At 43.0% G+C, this 21,284-nt stretch carries 17 protein-coding genes, 1 tRNA gene and 1 pseudogene; 11 read left to right on the forward strand and 8 right to left on the reverse strand.

The window, feature by feature from the left end:
* The first annotated feature begins 56 nt into the window (after positions 1–56).
* Together rnb and R7F67_RS09355 are read left to right on the forward strand one after the other, a co-directional pair.
* Positions 57–2,060 (forward strand): exoribonuclease II, encoded by a 2,004-nt coding sequence (rnb, locus tag R7F67_RS09350; protein ID WP_005375678.1) that lies wholly within the window; start codon positions 57–59, stop codon positions 2,058–2,060.
* Between the two features lie 71 nt (positions 2,061–2,131).
* Positions 2,132–2,941: a helix-turn-helix transcriptional regulator gene (locus R7F67_RS09355; RefSeq protein WP_053307810.1), complete on the forward strand. Its 810-nt coding sequence runs from the start codon at positions 2,132–2,134 to the stop codon at positions 2,939–2,941.
* A 33-nt stretch (positions 2,942–2,974) separates the two neighbouring features.
* Here R7F67_RS09355 and R7F67_RS09360 read toward each other — a convergent pair whose 3' ends face one another.
* Positions 2,975–3,328 (reverse strand): DUF3024 domain-containing protein, encoded by a 354-nt coding sequence (locus R7F67_RS09360; protein WP_017635751.1) that lies wholly within the window; start codon positions 3,326–3,328, stop codon positions 2,975–2,977.
* 266 nt (positions 3,329–3,594) lie between these two features.
* Between R7F67_RS09360 and R7F67_RS09365 the strand changes: the two genes are divergently transcribed.
* A complete protein-coding gene (locus tag R7F67_RS09365; RefSeq protein WP_064354614.1) occupies positions 3,595–4,419 on the forward strand; it encodes a phosphate ABC transporter substrate-binding protein in 825 nt (274 codons plus the stop codon).
* A 63-nt stretch (positions 4,420–4,482) separates the two neighbouring features.
* Here the strand turns inward: R7F67_RS09365 and R7F67_RS09370 are convergent, their stop codons facing one another.
* The gene (locus tag R7F67_RS09370; RefSeq protein WP_005375670.1) at positions 4,483–5,163 is read right to left on the reverse strand and encodes a MaoC family dehydratase; all 681 of its coding nucleotides are present in this window, start codon (positions 5,161–5,163) and stop codon (positions 4,483–4,485) included.
* A gap of 329 nt (positions 5,164–5,492) precedes the next feature.
* On the opposite strand from R7F67_RS09370, the gene R7F67_RS09375 reads away from it, so the two are divergent.
* Positions 5,493–5,583: transfer RNA gene (locus R7F67_RS09375), tRNA-Ser, on the forward strand.
* Positions 5,584–5,744: 161 nt separating this feature from the next.
* On the opposite strand, the gene R7F67_RS09380 is transcribed toward R7F67_RS09375, so the two are convergent.
* Entirely contained in the window at positions 5,745–7,295 is a 1,551-nt protein-coding gene (locus R7F67_RS09380) for a PAS domain-containing methyl-accepting chemotaxis protein (protein ID WP_025768974.1), read from the reverse strand.
* A 285-nt stretch (positions 7,296–7,580) separates the two neighbouring features.
* On the opposite strand from R7F67_RS09380, the gene modF reads away from it, so the two are divergent.
* The gene (gene modF, locus R7F67_RS09385) at positions 7,581–9,035 is read left to right on the forward strand and encodes a molybdate ABC transporter ATP-binding protein ModF (protein WP_258479284.1); all 1,455 of its coding nucleotides are present in this window, start codon (positions 7,581–7,583) and stop codon (positions 9,033–9,035) included.
* On the opposite strand, the gene R7F67_RS09390 is transcribed toward modF, so the two are convergent.
* Positions 9,023–10,495: an EAL domain-containing protein gene (locus R7F67_RS09390; protein WP_053303738.1), complete on the reverse strand. Its 1,473-nt coding sequence runs from the start codon at positions 10,493–10,495 to the stop codon at positions 9,023–9,025. The two genes, modF and R7F67_RS09390, sit on opposite strands and share 13 nt — an antisense overlap.
* Positions 10,496–10,843: 348 nt before the next feature.
* Between R7F67_RS09390 and R7F67_RS09395 the strand changes: the two genes are divergently transcribed.
* From R7F67_RS09395 to R7F67_RS09405, 3 genes are all read left to right on the forward strand, one after another.
* Entirely contained in the window at positions 10,844–11,578 is a 735-nt protein-coding gene (locus R7F67_RS09395) for an IclR family transcriptional regulator (protein ID WP_005386192.1), read from the forward strand.
* Positions 11,579–11,584: 6 nt separating this feature from the next.
* Entirely contained in the window at positions 11,585–12,424 is an 840-nt protein-coding gene (locus R7F67_RS09400) for an arginase family protein (RefSeq protein ID WP_258479285.1), read from the forward strand.
* 306 nt (positions 12,425–12,730) lie between these two features.
* Positions 12,731–15,757, forward strand: coding sequence for a DUF6701 domain-containing protein (locus R7F67_RS09405; RefSeq protein ID WP_258479286.1), 3,027 nt, complete (start codon positions 12,731–12,733; stop codon positions 15,755–15,757).
* A 66-nt stretch (positions 15,758–15,823) separates the two neighbouring features.
* On the opposite strand, the gene R7F67_RS09410 is transcribed toward R7F67_RS09405, so the two are convergent.
* The 4 genes from R7F67_RS09410 to pcp all read right to left on the reverse strand — a co-directional run bounded on the left by R7F67_RS09410 (position 15,824) and on the right by pcp (position 19,437).
* Positions 15,824–17,116 (reverse strand): DEAD/DEAH box helicase, encoded by a 1,293-nt coding sequence (locus R7F67_RS09410; RefSeq protein ID WP_005375652.1) that lies wholly within the window; start codon positions 17,114–17,116, stop codon positions 15,824–15,826.
* 170 nt (positions 17,117–17,286) lie between these two features.
* Positions 17,287–18,273: a CobW family GTP-binding protein gene (locus R7F67_RS09415; RefSeq protein WP_017821090.1), complete on the reverse strand. Its 987-nt coding sequence runs from the start codon at positions 18,271–18,273 to the stop codon at positions 17,287–17,289.
* A 63-nt stretch (positions 18,274–18,336) separates the two neighbouring features.
* A complete protein-coding gene (locus tag R7F67_RS09420; protein ID WP_005375648.1) occupies positions 18,337–18,600 on the reverse strand; it encodes a hypothetical protein in 264 nt (87 codons plus the stop codon).
* A 198-nt stretch (positions 18,601–18,798) separates the two neighbouring features.
* On the reverse strand, positions 18,799–19,437 hold the full coding sequence (pcp, locus tag R7F67_RS09425; RefSeq protein WP_017821091.1) for a pyroglutamyl-peptidase I: 639 nt from the start codon (positions 19,435–19,437) through the stop codon (positions 18,799–18,801).
* Between the two features lie 289 nt (positions 19,438–19,726).
* On the opposite strand from pcp, the gene R7F67_RS09430 reads away from it, so the two are divergent.
* From R7F67_RS09430 to R7F67_RS09440, 3 genes and pseudogenes are all read left to right on the forward strand, one after another.
* The gene (locus R7F67_RS09430; RefSeq protein ID WP_005375646.1) at positions 19,727–19,975 is read left to right on the forward strand and encodes a hypothetical protein; all 249 of its coding nucleotides are present in this window, start codon (positions 19,727–19,729) and stop codon (positions 19,973–19,975) included.
* 306 nt (positions 19,976–20,281) lie between these two features.
* Positions 20,282–20,494 carry a cold-shock protein gene (locus tag R7F67_RS09435; RefSeq protein WP_005375644.1) on the forward strand — a complete coding sequence of 71 codons (213 nt, stop codon included), beginning with the start codon at positions 20,282–20,284 and terminating at the stop codon, positions 20,492–20,494.
* A 359-nt stretch (positions 20,495–20,853) separates the two neighbouring features.
* Positions 20,854–21,106: pseudogene (locus R7F67_RS09440) on the forward strand (S1 RNA-binding domain-containing protein); the annotation flags it as partial.
* Positions 21,107–21,284 lie beyond the last annotated feature (178 nt).

Below are 21,284 nucleotides of genomic sequence, written 5' to 3' on the forward strand. Positions count from 1 at the left end.
AATAATAGCTCGCAATGATTATAGTGTGCCCAACTCCATAGGTAATTTAAGAAAAGATGTTTCAAGATAACCCACTACTCGCTCAGCTTAAGCAGCAAATCCAAGAAAACCTGCCTAAAAAAGAAGGCTCAATAAAAGCCACAGATAAAGGCTTTGGCTTTTTGGAAGTGGACAGTAAGACGAGCTTCTTCATCCCGCCTGCGTACATGAAAAAGTGCATGCACGGTGACAAAGTCATCGCCATTATCCGCACCGAAAATGAACGCGAAGTTGCAGAGCCACAAGAGCTGCTGGAACAAGCCGTGACTCGCTTTATTGGTCGAGTAAAAATGTTCAAAGGCAAGCTCAACGTAGCACCTGATCACCCACAGCTTAAAAAGCTATCTCTTAAAGCGAAACTAAAGAAAGGTCTAAAACCTGACGAGTTCGCCGAAGGTGATTGGGTTGTCGCACATCTTATTCGCCACCCTCTAAAAGGCGATAACTCTTTCTTCGTAGAAATTTCTGAAAAAATCACTGACGCGAATGATAAAATTGCGCCTTGGTGGGTAACGCTTGCTCAAAACGATCTACCAAACTCTGAGCCAGCAGGCATCGATAACTGGGAACTAAAAGACGACGCGGAGCTAGAACGCGTAGACATGACTCATGTTCCATTCGTCACTATCGACGGTGAATCGACTAAAGATATGGACGATGCGCTGTACGCGAAGAAAACCGTATCTGGCGATTTCGAACTCACCATCGCTATTGCGGACCCAACCGCTTACATCACACCTGAAGATGAAATGGATAAAGTAGCGCGTGAGCGTGGCTATACTATTTATCTTCCAGGCCGCAACATCCCGATGCTACCTCGCGATTTAGCGGACAACCTATGTTCTCTGATTGAAGGTGAAACCCGCCCTGCTATTTGCTGTACCGTAATGGTAAGTAAAGATGGTGTGATTGGCGACGATATTAAATTCTTCGCGGCAAACATCAAATCACATGCACGCCTAGCATACGATCACGTGTCTGATTGGTTAGAAAACGGCAGCTCTGAAGCATGGCAGCCATCTGAAGAGATCGCGACCATCGTTCGTGATCTTTATGAGTTCTCTCTTGCTCGCGCTGAATGGCGTGAGAAAAACGCAGTGGTCTTCCCTGATCGTCCTGACTACCGTTTTGAGCTCAGTGAAGATAACGATGTAATTGCTATCCACGCAGACATGCGCCGCAGTGCAAACCGTCTTGTTGAAGAATCCATGATTACCGCAAACATCTGTGCAGGTCGTACATTACGCGATAAATTTGAAACAGGTGTCTTCAATACGCATGCAGGTATCAAGAACGAGAAGATTGAAGAAGTGGTTCAACTTGTCAATCCAGAAGGCCAGTTGGAGTTCACAGCGGAGTCTATTGCTACACTAGAAGGCTTTGCTGCGTTGCGCCGCTGGTTGGCAGCTCAAGAAACGTCTTATCTAGATAACCGTATTCGTAAGTTCCAAGCATACAGTGAAGTGGGTAATCAGCCTCTGCCTCATTACGCAATGGGTTTAGACATCTATGCAACTTGGACATCACCAATTCGTAAATACGGTGATATGATCAACCACCGTATGTTGAAGGCCGTCATCCTTGGTAAAGAACCCGTACAAAAACCAGATGACCAAGTAGGCGAAGAGCTAGCTCTACATCGTAAACATCATAAAATCGCTGAGCGAAATGTCTCAGATTGGCTATATGCACGCACGCTTGCTGATGAGCCGAGCAAGAAAACTTGTTTCACAGGTGAGATTTTCGATATTAATCGTGCAGGCGCACGTGTCCGACTTCTCGAAAATGGCGCAGCAGCCTTTATTCCTGGTGCACTAATTCTTGATAATAAAGAAAGAATTGAGTGCAATGGCGACAACGGTACCATCTCTATCGATAAAGAGGTCGTATACAAACTTGGGGATACATTGGAAATTGTCCTTACGGACGTAAACCAAGAAAACCGCAGTTTAGTTGCAAAGCCAACCCAGGTATTCGCTGAACAACCAGCAGCACAAACAGAACAGACTGTAAGTGAATAATACCGAATGAAGTTAAAAGGCGCTCTATTGAGCGCCTTTTTTATTTGTTATGTAAAACGATAAGAACGAGTATGCCGAACATTGAGATCATTCGCTTTAATCACTTCACTGCGCGCAAAAGTGAGCGTTACACTGCAACACATAATGGGTTATATATTGTTGAAGAAGGTGCCCTATTAGTTCATCAACCTAATGGTGAGCAATTTGAACTTAAAGCCGGAGATTTCACACTCTATAACTCCGCAGATCTGAGCAGTGCAGAAGCCGTCTCTAGTGACGGAGGCTTTAAAGCATTGGCTTTAGTCTTCAACCCAAATATATTCTGTGACTTTAAGAAAGCGCACCCGATGCTACGTTCCAAAACGGAAGAAAGGCGCTTCTATCCTTTTTCAACGCAATCCAGTAGCGAAGTAGCACAATTGAAGGACATGTTGGTTAAGTTAGCGAGTCGCAACGCTCCAGACTACACACAAAGCCATATCGCAATGGCATTGCTGTCGTTGATGGTTGAGGTAGAGCCAAACATCCTATCTATCATAGATGATGCAAGTAGCCTGAGCGACTCTCAAAAAGCCATTAAGTACATTGAGGGTAATATTGAAAAAGACATCACGCTAGAAGGCTTAGCGGCTCATATGAGCATGTCCATCGCGACCTTAAAACGTCGCCTCGCCGCAGATGATCTTTCGTTTTCTCAGATATTAAAGGTGAAACGGATAAACTTCGCAGCAACCCAACTGCGCAAGTCAGAAAAATCAATAACAGAAATAGCGTTTGAGTCTGGTTTTAAAAGTGCAGCGCATTTCAGTACAGCATTTAAATCCGTTTACAACATGACCCCCAAAGACTTTAGAAACCAAGTCGTTAAGCCTAAAGTATAAATCATGTCGGCATTCGCATCCGTTGGGCTCACCCTATTCCCAAAAACACGCTTGAGGATCACGCTCCAATTCGTTGAGTAAGTCCTCAAGCATTCGGCTAAATGGAAGTGGCTTATAAGGCACCCACCTTAACAGCTCGTTGTGATATGTGGGAACATAGAAATACCAAAGTTGGTTGTCCTCATCAAACATGATCTTCGCGACGGGAGAAGTATACTCGCTATGCTGGGAGTCGAGGAGAAAATGCGCCCGATGAAGCTCAACGCCATTTTCTACTAGCTCATAGAGGCACTTGCCCTGTTCGACAGGCAAGTTAGCATTACGCGCAGAGCAGAGCGATTGAACTGATTTGTATAAACGACTTGTCGCCATTTGGGACACTGACATCAACGTTCTCCCGATGGATGATAGTTAGAGCTGTCGATCCTAGTATATAACCTTTACATCATCACCGATGGTAGTTATCTACCTAACTCAAGTATAAGATAGCTATATTATCATTTACCCAGATTATCATCTCAATCCACTTGGAAACGCTAGCTCCATCACCTCTTGACTAGAAACAATTCCCCTGTTTAGCGCTAACAGTTCACAAAAGTGTAACCTGAACGCAATATCATAAACTCTGCTTTATCCCGTATATGGAGTTTAATATGTTACGTTTTACTGTGGCGACGTTATTGGCCATAGCAGTCTCCCTCCCTACCATTGCAAAAGAAATCAACATCTCGGGTTCAACGTCGGTTGCTCGTGTGATGGATGTACTTGCTGAGGAATACAACAAAACACACCCAGACGATTACGTTGCTGTTCAGGGCATTGGTTCGAGTGCTGGTATCACCATGGTCAATAAAGGAGTAGCCGAAATAGGCATGAGCTCTCGCTATCTGACTGAAAGCGAAAAAGGTGAAGATCTCAATGTATACCCTATCGCTTATGATGGCCTCGCTGTTGTTGTAAACCGTACCAACTCTGTAGAAAACCTTTCTCAGCAACAACTATTTGATATTTACAAAGGTAAAATTAAGAATTGGAAAGAGGTCGGGGGCGCAGATCAGCCTATCGCGGTGGTTACTAGAGAAGCGTCTTCAGGTTCACGTTACAGCTTCGAAAGCTTGCTGGGACTGACCAAAATCGTTAATGATCGCCTTGTCTCGGATATCAGCCCAAACAACTTGGTTGTAAACAGCAACAGCATGGTAAAAACCATTGTTAACCATAACACTCGCGCCATTGGTTTTATCTCTGTAGGGTCAGTAGATCGCTCGATCAAGGCGATTCAGTTAGATGGTATTGACCCAACCTCGACAAACATTAGCAATCATAAGTACAAGTTGGCGCGACCATTCCTAGTGCTATACAAAGTAGATAAGATTAGCGATGCAGGTAAAGGTTTTATCGCTTTCCTTCGTTCAGAGCAGGGACAAAAAGCGATTGCAGGTTACGGTTATACGCCAGTAAAAAACTTTAATCAGTAAAAATGAAAAAGAGAGCACCTTGATGCTCTCTTTTACTATGTCGTGTTCTATCCGGTTTCGGAATTAGAAATGCAGTTGAATTACAGAGACCACAACCGCACCAGGTCGACGAATACCTTCAATTTCCACTTTAATTTCGCGCTCAATCTCCAAACCTTTTTTGATTGGCGTTACTTTTGTTAACGTGCTGACTGCACGAACATTATTGCCTGCTTTGACAGGGTAAGGGAAACGGACTTGGTTTAAACCCAAGTTAACTACCATTTTAGCTGTTGGGAACATTGGCTTGTCTGGATCGACTGAATCCGTCAGTTTAGGCAGCAATGCTAATGTTAAAAAGCCATGAGCGATAGTTGTCTTAAATGGAGATTCAGTTGAAGCACGCTCTGGATCAGTATGAATCCATTGCATGTCTTCCGTTACCGCACCAAATTGGTTAATACGTTCTTGAGACACATGAACCCAATCACCAGTGTGAATAACTTCGCCAATTTTTTCACTTAACTCGTCATAAAGCTTTTGAGCCTCAGGTGCCATTACGATCGGTGCAGGTTGAGGTGCAACTTCTTCGTTGACGGCTGGCTGCTGGTGATCACGAACTTTTGAGAAAAGAAAGCTATTTTGAGCTTTCCCCAAAAAGTCACTCCAATAATCGCGTAACGTTGGAGACATCCAATTCATAAACTCGGATTGATGAGCAGAAATCGCATCAACTTTGTCTTTAAATAGATTTGTGACCTTCATAAACACCCTTAAGAATTCTAAGCACAACTGGCTATACCAGTTAATTTTGAATTAGTTCACAAAGTCTTGCAAATACTTTCGGGCGAACACATGTACCCTAAAAGCATGTTATGTCTTATATATCAGCAAGATAACAATAAAACACCATTTTATTGACGTGCGCCAATATAAAGTAAAAACTCTATAAATTGGTACTTTTTGTCCCTTTTTCACTCCGTTTTCAAACTGTCCAACATCACATCAGTGATCATAAAACAAGCAAACAGTACTTCTATTATAATTCAGCACTTTACAAGTCGGACTATGCTCCTTATTATACCGCCCACAACGGAGAGATGGCTGAGTGGTTGAAAGCACCGGTCTTGAAAACCGGCATACGTTAATAGCGTATCTAGGGTTCAAATCCCTATCTCTCCGCCACTTATTTAGAGAGCTCGCATTTATTGCGAGCTCTCGTCGTTTTAGCTCTTACAAAAACGAGATTTAGAAATCCTCGCTCGTAAGCGAATCCAGCACTTCACTATATTCCAGTTAAAAGCCCGCTAATGTTTAGCGGGCTTTTAACTTCGATTTTCTAAAGTTTAAGCAAACTTCTTAATCATTTCAGACAGGTCATTGGTGCAATTTTGCACTTTGGTGTTCATATGATTCGTTTCAGTCATCAGTTCATACGATTCACTGTACTTTAAATTAAGCGACTGGATGTTTTCATTTATTTCATCCGTTACATAAACCTGCTCTTCTATCGCGACCGCAATTTGTTGGTTTCGTTCGACGACGTCCTGAACAAGGGACTCCAGTTGTTGAATGCTATCCAAAGCAGTACCTAGCAATGTTACCGTTCCGGTCGACATTTCATTACCTTTCTCTAACGCAGAAACCGCTGATTTGCTCCCATTTTGAATCCCTTCAATGGCCGATTTAATCTCTGTTGTCGATTCCTGAGTTCTTTTAGCTAAGGTTCTCACTTCATCTGCTACAACGGCAAACCCTCTGCCTTGTTCGCCTGCCCTCGCGGCTTCAATTGCAGCGTTCAACGCTAATAAATTAGTTTGTTCGGCAATACCATTGATGACTTCAACAACGGTTCCAATTTGCTCGGTTTGTTGGTTCAAACGTATGACCACTTTAGATATTTCGCCGAGCTCACCCACCAGCTCTAGTACCGATTGGTTAACATTATCGATAACGCTACGGCTGTCTATCATCGTATTTTGCGCTTCTAACGTAGCCTCGGCGGTCGCTTGAGCATTATTTGATATCTCAGATGAAGAGGCTTGCATCTCGTTGACCGCTGTTGCGACCGAGTCAATCTCCACTTTCTGTGCGCTTAAGTTCTCCGTCACTTGCTGGCTATTTGTCGCAGCACTGTTAGCACTTGCGCGCGTTTTTTCGCAAGAGTCTTTTACAGACACGCCAACGCGCCCCAATAGCGCATTGGCAAATTGCTTACGCATCTTCATACCCAGCTCAATCTCAGCCAGATCGTTGATTCTTCCGCAATAAATATATTCCATGAGTGGATTGTTGAAGTCTTGCCTAGCCTGTTTAGCGAGCTTCTCAACTGGTCTGGTTAATACATAAATAGAGAAAACGGAAAGTAACGCAACAACGCCAAACGCTATCACTGGTGATTGATTCATTTGTAGAATGAGTAAGCCAAGAAGGTTTGAAATTAAAAGGAAGAAGGCCGATCTCATCCACAAACGTGTACGAGGAAGATACATTTTCCACGGCTTACGATTATTTCGAAGCTTCGAATACGCTTTTTCCGCTCGCTGGATGTGTATACGCTCAGGTTTAAATCTCACTGATTGGTATTCCACAACTTCACCATTAGATTTTATAGGAGAAGCAAACGCGTCAACCCAATAATAGCCGCCGTTTTTACGTCGATTTTTGACCATTCCCATCCAGTGTTTGCCAGTTTTCAGGTGAGTCCATAAATCTTTAAAAGCCTGTTTTGGCATATCAGGATGACGCACAACATTGTGGGGTTTACCGATAAGCTCCCCTTCATCAAACCCCGCGACTTCATTAAAGTTTTCACTGGCATATTTGATGTAACTGGAGGTATCGGTAATGGAAACTAGGCTGTAACTCGAAGGGTAATCGTATTCCGTTTCACTCATAAACATGTGTCCTTACATTGATTAATTAACAAACGGCAAATATGAATTTATCAGCATAACATATACACGCATAATGATAGGTTGATTCAAAAATAAAACAAAATTATTGACAAGTTTACTTGTTACTTAATGACTCTAGTCGCATTTTTATCCTCTAATACAAGGCTTCGTTAATATGCACAAGACTGAGCACTGTTCAAAATTAATACACAAAAGCGCTTCCGTACTGAGTTCGTAAATTGTTATAAGTAATCCACTAAAACGAAAACAGGGAAGACAAACACAATGACTATTCACTTTCGTCAGCTTGCAGCTAAGAGAAACACGACACACTTGTTTATTGACGATTGGAAAATTAACACTCAGCAGTCTTGGGGGATATTCAGCGCGGATGGAGATATTGGCTCTCTGCTTGGAGACCTTATTTGTGATGAAATGTCACCAAATAGTGGGGAAATTGAGCTAAATGGGCTGTCCGTTGCGCAAGTGTCGTTATCAGAGCAACAGCGATTACTGGAAAGAGAATTAGAAAAGGATGATACGGATTTTCTTGATCGTATCGACCAAGGGAGCACTGTTTATTCATTAATCCTAGAGCAGAGCCAAGACACCAACTTAACTGAACAGCTAATTAATGATCTCGACCTAAGTCATCTTAAAGATAGTGGCTTCCGCGTTCTCTCTACCGGAGAAACCAGAAGAGTAATGCTCGCCCGAGCTTTAGCCACACAACCTGACTTAGTATTACTCGATAATCCATTTACTGGCTTAGATATTGCGCACCGAGCTGCTCTCGCTCGCTATTTACACTCGCTTTCTCAAAATGTGCAACTACTCGTAACCTTCTCTCGCGAATCTGACATGCCTGAGTGGATCAATAGCATCGCGCTTTTCAGTGCAGGAAAGCTTGATAGTACAATGGATAAGTCCAGTTGGGATAATCATCCAATCATTGGACAAATAAAATCTCAGTCAGAGCAACAGAGTGAAGAAATGATAAGCTTGATACGTCAGCATCAGCACTCGACGCCATTCAACAACCCAATATTTGAACTAAAGAATGGGGCTGTCGAATACACCGATAAGAAGATTTTTACTGACTTGAACTGGCGCATAGACAAGGGCCAACATTGGCAGGTCAAAGGTCCAAATGGTTGTGGAAAGAGTACCTTACTTGGATTGATCTTTGGCGATCATCCGCAATGCTACAGCAATGACATTGATATTTTTGGTAAAAAGCGTGGTACTGGCGAGACAATCTGGGAAATTAAGCAGCATATCGGCATGGTGTCTTCAGCGCTACACCTCCAATATCGAGTCAATTGCAGCGCATTAGAAGTCATTTTGTCAGGATTTTACGATTCGATTGGGTTGTATAACCAGCCAACTCGCAAAGAGATGAATATTGCAAACGAGTGGCTCGATATCTTACATATGAGCCAGTACAAAAAAACCTCATTCAAGCAATTAGAGTACGGTCAGCAGCGACTATTACTGATTGCAAGAGCCATCGTGAAACAACCCACATTATTGATTTTGGACGAGCCGTATCAAGGGTTAGATTTTTTGGGTAGACGGTTAGTTAAGAACACACTTGAACTCATCGCTAGAGAGAATTTAAGCCAACTATTGTATGTGTCTCACTACCAAGAAGACCGCTTAGATAGCATCAAAAATGAGTTAGAGTTTGTGTTTGATGAAAATGCTCAGTGTTATAGAGCTAACGTCTACCAATCATAATGATTTCGCTGCGCAAGCTGCTCATAAGGTAATGGTTTGGAGTACAGGTATCCCTGATGATATCTCACACCCATCTGCTTTAAGTGTTCAGCTTGCGCTATGGTTTCCACGCCTTCAGCGATCAATTGTACTTGTAACTCTTCCGCGAAATGAACCATCGCTTTTAAGACAGAAGCACTAAGGCTAGGAATACCAATGGTTTCGACAAAGCACTTATCGATTTTTAAGTAATCTATGCGCATGTGCTGTAAAAATGCTAACGAGGTTTGGCCAGTTCCAAAATCATCGATCAGCACATCAATACCATGCACTCGCAGTGCTGCAATGCATTTTCTCGCCTCTGAATCAATGAGCTGACGCTCCGTTATCTCTACCCCTAATGAGACTTTGTTTCGGCTCAACTGTCTGTCGAGCAATTGAATTTTTCTGATCGCGTTTGGTCCGACTAAATAACCAGGCGGCACGTTAATACCAAGGTGGACAGGCTGATCAAAGCCTAATTTACTGAAGTCCTCTGCCGCTTTATCCAGAACGAAATCAGTAAGTAAAAAAACCAATCCACTTTGCTCTGCCGCAGGGACAAACTCATCCGGAGAAATGAACCCCTTACTTTGATGCTCCCATCGCACTAGCGCTTCAAACCCGAATAACTGGCCGGTATCAACGTTAACTTGCGGTTGGTAATACAGGGTCAACTCTCCTCTTTTTATCGCTCTTTTAAGATCCAGTATCAAATTGCGATGAGGATCAATAAACTTATTCAACGCATACAAGCAAAGGTAGATCACGAAAATAATTGGAATTGAGTACAAAAAATAGGAAAGTGTTCTCTGTTTGACGAAAAGATCGCTGGCTTCGCTCAAAGCTTCATACTCAAACATTTGCGACGATTTGATACCGATAGGATTACTTCCCGCTCTTAATGCTCCTTCAGGTGAAACTTGCTCATGAATAAACAGCGCAGAACGTTTTAGGCGTAAATCGTTGTTAAACCCTATTGTCGCATTAAAGTAGTCATGATCGATAATCGTTACGGCTTGATAACCGCGCTCTCCTTCCGTTACCACTAGCAAAAACTGATCGTACAAGCTATCAACACTACCAAGCGCTAGCGTTTGTCCCTTGGGAAAGGTGATGTGCTCAGCTAACGGTTTAGAGATACTTCCCAATTTCGAAGAACAAGTAATGACTCCCTCTTTCACAATGAGCATTTCTTCAATATCTCGTTCAAACATTAAGCTTTGCTGGAGCTCTTCACATCGCTCAGGGTGTAGCAGCGCCGTGCGGTTTTCTGTCTCTATTTGGAATAAAATTTCATCTGCAATTTGCACATTTTTTTCTAATAAATGATTGAGATTGTTTTGCACGCTTTCACGAGCTAAATACAAAACCTCTCCAATAACCAAGGGAATAGGCAGAAGAAAAATGATGGCTTTTTTAAAAATCGCCTTATTCAGCATATAAAAGTAACCTTTTATAAAACCGATTTACTGAGATGGTACCTCGATTCCGATACCCGCTAGCAACTCACGTTTTTTAACATTATTTGTTTGGATTAACTCAGTATGCGAAACGCTGAGTAATACCGCAAACTAAACAATGTCTTAATCACTCCTGTTCCAATTTAGTATCAAGCGCCTCAAACCTGAGACTTTAATTCGACACCATGTTATGTCTATCGGTAGTTGCGAAAGTCTTTACCTGTCTGTTTCTCATCATGTAAGAATTACCCATTAAAATTATTTTTCTTTTCTCAGTGATTAAGAATTATATTTGTCGTAACTCCTACAACACGTTACAACACTCTCATGACGACAAACAAAGCTAATGCTAACCAGGTAAACGAAAAATCACTGCAGTTGTTAATGCAAGTTGCAGTTAGTCCGTTCCCAGTTTCTGCGAAAACGCTAAGCGAGCAATTGAACGTTCCTTTAAGCAGCCTTTACCGACACTTAAAACTGCTTAAAGAGTGGAACTTGATCGAAGAAAGCGTTCACGACAAGACATTTGTCGTTGGTCCGGCGGCATTATTACTCATGCACAGCTATGAGACCGCGCAACATGGGCTCGACATGGTCGAAACCATACTGGCTAGGTTGGTACAACAAACCGGGGAAATGGCCGCTTATATGGTACCAGCGGGTTATCGTGCGCTTTGTGTCAGACAGAAAGAAAGTATGCAGGCGCTGCGTTGCAGCTTCGTCCAGGGTCAAAGTCAACCTCTGCTGCGCGGTGCCTCATCTAAAGTGATGCTCGCTTTTATGCCTCAAAGTCGATGCGAGAAAATCTTGAGATATTTTAATCAAGATCACCGACGCGACGAGTGGGAAAAAGAGCTCACAACCATCCGTAAACACGGATATGCCGTCAGTACTTCTGAGATTGACCCGGGTGTTTCAGGTATTAGCGCACCGGTAATGAAAGGAAGCAAACTGATTGGCGCAGTCTCAGTGATGGCTCCGGCCCACCGAGTCGAAAAGGATAAGCAGCGCATTATTTTACATGTACTGCAAGCGGCAAGGGCACTACCACCAGAAAGGTAATTCATCATGTTAAGCTTTTTCAAACGCTATAAACTCCATCACACCGTGAAACAGCCGCAGCATTACCCTTTTTCTTTTATGACAGTGTGTGAGTATTTGCCACCCATGTCTAAGGGCGCGTTTGAATTAGCTGATCAAAGTTTGGAAAATGCTAGTGATTGGCTTTACCAACAACATGATCATGAAACCGCTGAAAACTATGGGCACTTCAACCACGACAAACTGGAGAATGGCGAGTTTCAGGAAGCGTTAAGTCTTTCGCTTTCTCGTCACTCAATTCCGGTTTTAGTCACTAACTGTACCGAGGCAATCTTGTCCATGTTACCTGTGGTCGTATCCTATCGAGACGAAGTGGGTGTCGTAAATATCGGGCATAACATGAACTTGAAACCGACACTTGAGCCACGCTTAGGCTCGGCATTCCATTTTGCTCTTTCTCGCTATCAAAACGTGCGATTATTTTTTGCTGGTGTTAGCGAACAAGATACAAAGCAAGAAACGTGGGAATACGCGGAGGATCAAGGTTGTGACTGGGTAACCGATAAAGAGTTTTCTTTTCGTCATCGCAATAATGTTAAGCAACAGATCGGCAATTACCTAGACCACTGCGACCAAATAATCATTAGTATCGACCTTGGATCTCTAAAAACCAAAAACAGCCTTGATGGCGCGTCAGAAATTGATATCCAAATGGTTCTACGCACGATTAGGCAATGTTTGGTTGCAGGTAAAGTGAGAGCAATTCAGCTCGTTGGCGATCGAGATTGCCTGGTCTATTCGAGACAAACGAAAGCCATACTAGAAGAGTTATATCAGATGGCTCCACTCATCGTTCACGCTGCCTAGCGTTATAAACATTCAGAATCAGGATCGCGTCCTTCCTGATTCTGAACCAACATGCTTACTTATTATCCTTAACTAACAAATAGTTACACATATAAATCGACACACATCACACTTGCCTCTTGAACTAACCTGACACTTACGTTGTAATAAGGCCGCTAAACTTTGGTATGACATACGAAATAAAAAACAACCAAAGTTCAATAACTAAGCGGCTTCAAAACAAAAAGTACCGCAGCTATTCCAATTTCAGTGAGCATTTGCTCACGCTCGCTTGATGCCATCTTGTTCCACTCATTAGGACATTTGATGATGCGTCTTTGCAGTATTTTCACTGCGGTTCTTTTTTTACCGCTAACCTCACACGCCACCACTTATGACGTAAAAGATCTATCTGAGTTAGGTCAACTTTGCTCACACAAGAGTTTTAGTATCGAAAGCGATGGCACGACTTATCGCTGTACAGGGAAACTAGTCCTACCCGCTGGTGATAAAATTGTCTCCTCATTACCGGACAAAGAGATAACGTTAAAAGCAGATTATGGAATTGTGTTAGAGGGGAACAATACGATTGGTGAACCCAATAAGCGTATCTCTCTCCACGCACTCGCTACCGGATTAACGGTTAACAATGAGAAAGCATCAAGCATTGACGATTACCAAAACAAGCACACTGTTATCTATGGTGATCTTCTATCGGCTTATCCAACAAAGCTGCATAACGTTCTCATCGATGGGGATATAGAGCTAACAGGTGAGGCCCTTCATATTAATGGTGAGTACAACACCATTATTGGTGACATTTTGACTCACAGCACGACCAATATATTTAATACAAACATCTGTGGTAAGGTCGAATCACAAGGCGAAACACTACACCTAAAAACAAACCATCCTTTACAAGACCATTTTGTCGTCGGTGATGTTTCTGCGCACAAATCTGTGATTATAAAAGATATGTCGATCTATGGTACGGCTGAATCTGTAGGATCGTCAGCTACATTAAGTGGCTCATTCTATAGTTCCACCGCAGCAATTAAATACTTCCAAACATTGAACTTCAACAACGCTCCAAATCAGCCTAGTCAAGTTTGTGGTGAAATCCAACAAACGCCAGGAAGTGCACAAACGAAAGCACAAGACAACAAATACACGCAATACTGTGGATTGGGCGAGGCTGATTGTCACTACTCTTCCCAAGTCTGTCGAATCACCCCTCAAGATGTTCCGAATTGCAGCATGCAGCCTCCATCAGAGAACGACTTCGACCTCAGCGTCACACCATCGGACGACATGGCACTGATGTGCGGCGACGATCTTCCGCAATTTACAGCAATGACAACCAATAATGGAGAAGTTGTAAGCGCAGAAGTCAGTGCAGCCCTATCACACCCTGACTTGTTCACTTTAGAGGTGATCAAAGGTCAGCAGACATTAAAAGCAAACCAATTTATGTCTGACGACAATGGTGAGCTCGTTGTTCGAATGGTCCCGAACGATATTGATACCATCGCGTTAGGTACTAACTACACGCTGACTTTCACTATGGCAGAAGACACCAGCAAGCATCAAACGGTTAGCTTTATGTTTACGCCATTTATGTTTGAGGCCTACTCAAAGACGAAAAGCGCCACTTTAAATGAAATACGCGTTATTGCAGGTAAACCAGAAAACGTGCATACGCGATTGCTTGCTTGTGCTTCCACCGGCGAACCTGTAGTCGCAAGCAACTACAATGGTACTCCTAAGGTTTTTCATCCATTGGTTCAACCATTAGGAGGAAGTGAAGGAAACTTTAGCTATTCAGCGGAATTTAAAGACGGCTTGTCTGAACATGGTCTTGTCACGAACGAGTCCGGCATATTTGAAGTGACATTGTCCGATCATTTTGAATGTGAGGGATTTGAAGAGTGCCCTGAAGAAGGCAAAGTGGAAGTGAAAGGGACATTTAATGTGCACTCGCGACCATGGACATTCGCTATCTGTGACAACCAACGTGCTTTGCCTTCTGGCACCTCTGAACAAGGAGATGGGTTTATTGCCGCCGGAGAACTTTTCTCTCTAACAGTGAAGCCGATCATTTGGCAAACTGACGGCTCTGTAAGTGGTTCTGTTGAATCAGCACGTTATTGTGATGCCTCTATCACCCGTAATTTTATGCTTGATGACGCTCCAGCAGCATCGGTTGTCTTGTCGAGTGAGCAACATACGCCATCAGAGACAGCGAACCAAACCTCAAAATTGCTAAAAAGTAGTGACTCACTGGCTCAGGCGCATAATTCAGCCAAGAATGATCAATTCGTCTTTAATGGATTATATTGGGAAGAAGTCGGGAGCTTGAGAGTAAAAGCAAACCTAGAAAGTAAATATCTAGGTATGACTGTTAACGAAAGCTATCGTTACATCGGTCGTTTTTACCCAAAATATTTTCAAGTGCAAGACCAAGAATGGCACTACCCACATGGCCAAACTTTTGCTTACATGAATCAACCTTTTGAGAAAGTCACTTACGATGTTGTCGCACTCAATGCGAATAAGGAAAACGTGAAGAACTACGTCCACTTTTCATCTAACCTTCAACAACATTTCGACTTAGGCGAGCTAAGCTCATACTCCGATCGGTTTTTGCCGCCTAAGCCTAAGAAGGTAGACTGGAAACTACTGGGTAGCGCGAGTGTTGGAACGTTTGTGATCGAGAAGCCCTCGACCAATGCGACTTGTAACAATAGCCCATGTTGGAAAAAGAACACGACAGATAAACAATACCCTGATGGCCCATTTAATAAAGGGACTAACAGTGACAGCAGCCAAATAGGTTTAGTCACGACTAAAGCCGTTGATGAGGTAAACTTCTTCGACGATAGCGAAGTGCTCACAAAACAACCAGACATTCGATTCGGTCGTTTGAACTTTCAAGATGTAGGTGGCAACCAAGGCATGGTGATCAAAGTGCCACTTGATGTGGAAATTTGGCAAAACGGTCGATTTACGACTAACTTCGATGACAGCTCAACAACGGCGAGTGGTGAATATTACTTCAGCACGCCAATTTGGTCTCATGCGCTAGCAAACAACGCCCTGCTTTCTGGCGTTGGAACGATGAGTATTGGCAGAATGACCGATATCGTTGCAAGCCAAATTGACTCAGCACGCGAGCAAATACAATTCCACCTGGATTTAGACGGCTCAGGTAATCGCATCCCTTGGCTGAAATACGATTGGGATAACACGACAAGTGAAGAGGAAAATCCACCTGTTACAGTTACGTTTGGTGTTCACCGAGGAAACGATCGCATTATTTATCGTGGTGAGCCAAATATGCTTGGCCTAAATTAACGCGAAACGACAAAACAAAAAAAGCCCCTATATTGAGGGGCTCTTTTCATCTAAAACGGATGTAATTTACTTTGCGCCACGACGCGCTTTCAGGCGCTTCACCATAGCAAGACGACGCTCTGCCGACCCTTGGTCTGTTGCCGACTGGTTCGGGTTATTACGACGACCTTGACGATTCTTAAACGCTGGTTTTGAGTGCAGCTTTTCAATGTAAGATTCACGCTGTTTTGGTTCATAGCCTGCAAGCTCAATACGGCGAATTCGCTGCTGGATTAGATTTTCAACCTGAACAACCGTGAGCTCTTCATCTCGGTTTACAAATGAAACGGCATGACCTTGTTTACCTGCACGGCCTGTACGACCAATTCGGTGAACGTAATCTTCCGCTAGGAAAGGCATGTCATAGTTCACAACGTGAGGTAAATCTTCAATATCTAGACCTCGAGCAGCGACATCGGTAGCCACCATGACACGTGCTTTACCGGACTTGAACTCTTCTAACGCACGACGACGAGCACTTTGAGCACGGTCACCATGACAAACCACCGCTTTGATACCATCAAGTTTCAGCTCTTTTACTACTTCGTTTGCGGTCTCTTTGTAGTTCACAAATACCAACACTTGTTTCCAGTTCTTACGACCAATCAGCTCCGAAAGCAGTTCCGTTTTTCGCTCTTGATCAACTGGATATAACACGTGAGCAACTGTCTGTGCTGTCGTATTCGCTCGCTCAACTTCAATACGCTTAGGCTTACGCAGGATATCTTTTGCTAACAGATTTAGTTGGCTCGAAGTCGTTGCTGAAAACATCATAATTTGCGGATCAGTATCCACATCTAGCATGATCTTACGTACTGCGTGAATAAAGCCCATGTCCAAGATACGGTCTGCTTCATCAAACACTAAAAACTCTAAGTGTGCGACCGAGACATTACCTTGTTCAATGTGCTCTTCCAATCGACCTGGTGTAGCCACTAGGATATCTACACCGTTTTCTAATGCCGTTACTTGAGAAGACATTTTACGGCCACCGAAAATCGCAGCCACCGACAGGTTCGTGTACTTCGTGTAAGCTTTGATGTTGTCAGCAATTTGTTCAGCAAGCTCACGAGTTGGAGCCAAGATAAGTGCGCGAGCAGTCTTACGAGAAGCGCTACGGTTACTGTCTAGCAACTGCTGAATCATAGGCAGAGAAAACGCAGCCGTTTTACCAGTACCTGTTTGTGCTGTAGCGAAAATATCATGGCCTTTGCGAGCCATTGGAATCGCCTTCTGTTGAATTGGCGTTAACTTTTCATAACCGCATTCTGCCAGTGCTTTAACCACTTCTGGCGCAAAACCTTGAGATGAAAATGACATTGAGCGTATTCCTTAAACAAACCACTAAAAATAGCTTTAAAAATTTAGCCGTGCACTATACCCGAATTTGAGTGATTTATCTCACTTTTCTCATTGAAATCCTACAAAAGAAAAAACGGTGAGCACAGATATATTAGTGGTTCACCGTTTTCGTTTAACCTTTGCGCGATTTAATGTTTGATGCCAGATAACTGAAGGAGAATTCGCTCAAGCTCATCCCATGGCAACAGCTGAGAATCTATCACTTCTAATCGTGATTCAAAGCCTTCTAAGCTGATTTCATTCACCGACACGACTCGGTTGGCAACATTAAACGCGTAACAACCTTGATCCGTATTGACCACTGCTTTAACACGCTCTGCGGTCAAGTCCGAAAGCATAGAGAAAAGCTTTTCAAAATCAAACTTATACTCTGCCCCAAACAACCACCCACAACTAAAATAACCCTGCCCTTTGTTCTCTTTGCGCACAAAGGCTTCACCAGGCGCCAATTGGAATTGAGGCTCTTGATGAGCGTGGTCATGATGATGTGACTCGATATGGGAAGAAGCGCTGCCGTAAACCCGCTCAATATCCAAGACTTCTATCGGCAACTCACCGTCATGAATAAGCTTACTGAATACTTTTGAAGGGGATTGGTCCGTCACCCAGTCATTAAACACATCAAGGTCGTGGCTGGAACATAGGTCAACCTTACTACCAATAACCACATCTGCACTGTCTAACTGGTCCACGAAGTTTTGGTTAGAAAGATACTTTTCATCACTTAAGTTACGCGGATCAACCAAGGCAATCGTCGCTTTAAGATCAACGTAAGGTTCATACTGCTGTGAGGTAAGCGTCGCGATAACCTGTTTTGGATGACCAAGGCCTGTCGGCTCAATCAATAAACGGTCCGGTTTTTGACGCAATAATGCGGTGATACCTACCGACATCGGCACACCCGCAGTGCAGCACATACAACCACCCGGCACTTCTTTAATCAGCGCGCCTTGGTCGGTCATCAATGCACCGTCGATGCCAATCTCACCAAATTCATTGACCAAAACCGCCCAGTTTTCTTTTTCCGGTTTGTTCTTCAGTAGATTTAAAATCGTGGTCGTTTTACCGACACCCAAAAATCCGGTCAGTATGTTGGTTGGTACTCGATTTGACATGCTTATCTCCGACACGTTAGTGCATTAATGCTCCAGCAAAGTATACGGAGAATGTGACTCGCTTCAACGCTTTTTATCGCACGCATCAAGCTCATTGCGTGATGCGTTGGAACACATTTTTCGAGCTTGTTTGGGTTGACTTATCAACTCTGAACGCTTCATATCAGACAGGTATCTACTGGTATAAATAACGCAAGTAAAAAACGCGATAATAGCGACTACGATGGGAAGAACTCCGAGCGTGTTTTCGAATTTAAGCGCAGCAATAGCCAACGCGAAAACAACGACAGAGATAAGTGCGATTGACTTACTTTTGTTGCTTTTCATAATAACTCGCCTTTCGTAAAGTTAGCCCCCTAACACCTCCTGTACTAGAGGAATGTCAGTTTGAACAACATCCAACCTGACTATTCAATGCTACTCCTTTCGCTACTTGTGAAATTTGACAAAGCTAACATTTACTACAACATCAAACGACGAGCTTATTATTATCTTTCATATACTTACTGGATTTTAAAACACTTACTAGCAAATCGACCCGCCGCTGACCAATATGTCGTTTTCATTGGCAATACAAACTTGCGCCACCAGCCTTAGCCCTTCGACTATCATCTCCAGAGACATAGAAGGCTGACTGCCATCTGCTGCTTGTTCTGGCAATAATGGAATATGAACAAACCCGTGACGAATCGGATTGTCTTTCAAGTAATGTTGGATGCCATAAAAAAGGTGGTTACATACAAATGTTCCAGCACTGTTGGAAATCTGGCTAGGTATACCCTGCGTTTGCAATGTTTGCACAACACGCTTTATCGGTAGTGTCGAGAAGTAAGCATCAGGACCATCAGCCACCACGGGTTCATCAATCGGTTGATGACCAGCGTTATCTGGAATACGAAAATCATCGACATTGATTGCGACACGCTCTGGGGTTATCGCGCTACGCCCGGCCGCTTGCCCTACAGTAATCACACAGTCTGGCTGGTGCGCTTCTATTGCTTCAATAACGACTTTCACCGAGTCATATCGAACTACGGGGACTGGGCAAGTAACTATCACACCTCCTTTTATGGCCGCGGCCTCTAATTGCTTGACCGCTTCTAAGGCGGGGTTAATGGCGTCACCACCAAAAGGTTCAAAACCGGTAATCAGGACTTTCTTCATAACAGCCTTTAGGAAAAGAGTTTCACAAATTATTGCACTCCCCTTCACCCCATCCAATAGCAAAAGTATTGATGAGATAAACCAGACAACATTATGTGACTCATGTCTAACCAGAGAGTGTTTTCTGCCTCATTGAATCTAGGCAAGTTCCGGACTATCGAGACTAACTTATTGATGATTAGTGGCAGGGCAAGGTTCTCTCATTACATGACGCACGTAGAAGCTTGGTTTCCACGCTTAACTTAGGTAGAGTACGCGACCGCAATGCAATTCGAAGAGATTGAATACAATGAATATTGATAACCATGTAATCGAAACGATTGAAGAGTTAGAGGCATTTCTGCATTTAGTAGAAAGCGGCGCTCTTGGCCTTGAAGGTGTCACTGGCGTTGCGCTAGCCACCTCTAATACCGATGGTCGTCCATTTGTTGCCGTATTAGGAGAAAAGCACCAATTGCTCCTTGGCCGCTGGGTTTCGCAGCACGTATATGACAATGGTAAAGACATCGTTCGTAACGGCCCAACCAGAAAACACTAAGCGCTCGACGCCACCTATAACATCACGCCGTCTTATACACCAAGCGTATGCTTTGAAAGCAATGCGCTTGGTGTACTCAAAAAATAAAAAAGAAAAGGCTAGCCTTTATTAATTTTGTCGGTATACTGCACATCAGCTCTTACGGAAAGAGCTATTAATGTAATTAAAGATCAAAGTTTCTCTCAGTTCCACATCGAATTCCTCGTTTACGTTCCTGCGACAAAATAGTTATCTCTAAAATCATATAGTAGCACTTGATATTAGCTAAAAATTCAATATTTAAAACAATCAAATATAGAGGTATCTATGTCTAATAAATTAACTGGTTCAGTAAAATGGTTCAACGAAACTAAAGGTTTTGGTTTTATTTCTCAAGACAATGGCGGTGATGACGTATTCGTTCACTTCCGTTCTATTGTTTCTGAAGGCTTCAAAACTCTTACTGAAGGCCAAAAAGTATCGTTCGTTGTTGAACAAGGTAACAAAGGTTTACAAGCAGCTGAAGTAACTGCACTGTAATTCTTTGTGTGGCATCAATGTTGTTGGTGCCACAATCCCCTTCCACTTGTTACTGCCCTTACTATTCTCTATCTAAGTTTATATAGCCAAATCACTTACCTCTCCCACACCATCATTAATCACTTTCAATAAAGTCACTTTGGTATACATCTTTAGGTAATCACACAACCTACCTTGCAATTCCAGTTTGGAATTAAATTAATCTCATTCATATCTGAATCACTTCGCCTCATGCTTTGCTCATAAAAATAAAGTTTATAAAATAAAAGCGATTGGCGAATATAAGAGAAAAAATGAAATTAAATATATCTGCTCAATCAATAAATTCTAATAACTACGAGCACATAATCCCTAGCTGAGAGGTTGAGTCAGCACTGAAATGTCATTACATGAAGCCATTTATCGGACAACACTTCATAGGGACAGCGTGTGGAGTCACACACTTCGGGGTATTTGTTGAGTTAGAGGAACCGAACCGAAGGTCTCATTCCTTTATCAAGTTTCCAAAATGGTGAGTTCGAATTTGATGCAGTCAAACAAAAAATTTCCAGCCAGAGCGCCACGTTTACTTTAGGGACCAAAGTGCACGTGTTGGTTAAAGACGCCGATTAGAGACAAAGAAAGATCATGTCCAACTTAAAAGACGCGGAACACGCGGTAGGTTAGCCTGTTTTAGGTTACTTTCTAATCCATTAATCAAAAATAAAAAATAAGCTTTTAATACCGCAATTAACTTGTGACATTTCGCTGACATCGACTCATTCTAAAACCCTAATATCTGACAAAGGAA

This window comes from Vibrio sp. YT-17, assembly GCF_033337375.1.
Lineage (GTDB): Bacteria > Pseudomonadota > Gammaproteobacteria > Enterobacterales > Vibrionaceae > Vibrio > Vibrio alginolyticus.

Bases quoted from the DNA above. Each gene is read 5' to 3' on its own strand.
- rnb (WP_005375678.1), top strand. From the start codon at position 57: ATGTTTCAAGATAACCCACTACTCGCTCAGCTTAAGCAGCAAATCCAA.
- R7F67_RS09355 (WP_053307810.1), top strand. From the start codon at position 2,132: ATGCCGAACATTGAGATCATTCGCTTTAATCACTTCACTGCGCGCAAA.
- R7F67_RS09360 (WP_017635751.1), bottom strand. From the start codon at position 3,328: ATGTCAGTGTCCCAAATGGCGACAAGTCGTTTATACAAATCAGTTCAA.
- R7F67_RS09365 (WP_064354614.1), top strand. From the start codon at position 3,595: ATGTTACGTTTTACTGTGGCGACGTTATTGGCCATAGCAGTCTCCCTC.
- R7F67_RS09370 (WP_005375670.1), bottom strand. From the start codon at position 5,163: ATGAAGGTCACAAATCTATTTAAAGACAAAGTTGATGCGATTTCTGCT.
- R7F67_RS09380 (WP_025768974.1), bottom strand. From the start codon at position 7,295: ATGAGTGAAACGGAATACGATTACCCTTCGAGTTACAGCCTAGTTTCC.
- modF (WP_258479284.1), top strand. From the start codon at position 7,581: ATGACTATTCACTTTCGTCAGCTTGCAGCTAAGAGAAACACGACACAC.
- R7F67_RS09390 (WP_053303738.1), bottom strand. From the start codon at position 10,495: ATGCTGAATAAGGCGATTTTTAAAAAAGCCATCATTTTTCTTCTGCCT.
- R7F67_RS09395 (WP_005386192.1), top strand. From the start codon at position 10,844: ATGACGACAAACAAAGCTAATGCTAACCAGGTAAACGAAAAATCACTG.
- R7F67_RS09400 (WP_258479285.1), top strand. From the start codon at position 11,585: ATGTTAAGCTTTTTCAAACGCTATAAACTCCATCACACCGTGAAACAG.
- R7F67_RS09405 (WP_258479286.1), top strand. From the start codon at position 12,731: ATGATGCGTCTTTGCAGTATTTTCACTGCGGTTCTTTTTTTACCGCTA.
- R7F67_RS09410 (WP_005375652.1), bottom strand. From the start codon at position 17,116: ATGTCATTTTCATCTCAAGGTTTTGCGCCAGAAGTGGTTAAAGCACTG.
- R7F67_RS09415 (WP_017821090.1), bottom strand. From the start codon at position 18,273: ATGTCAAATCGAGTACCAACCAACATACTGACCGGATTTTTGGGTGTC.
- R7F67_RS09420 (WP_005375648.1), bottom strand. From the start codon at position 18,600: ATGAAAAGCAACAAAAGTAAGTCAATCGCACTTATCTCTGTCGTTGTT.
- pcp (WP_017821091.1), bottom strand. From the start codon at position 19,437: ATGAAGAAAGTCCTGATTACCGGTTTTGAACCTTTTGGTGGTGACGCC.
- R7F67_RS09430 (WP_005375646.1), top strand. From the start codon at position 19,727: ATGAATATTGATAACCATGTAATCGAAACGATTGAAGAGTTAGAGGCA.
- R7F67_RS09435 (WP_005375644.1), top strand. From the start codon at position 20,282: ATGTCTAATAAATTAACTGGTTCAGTAAAATGGTTCAACGAAACTAAA.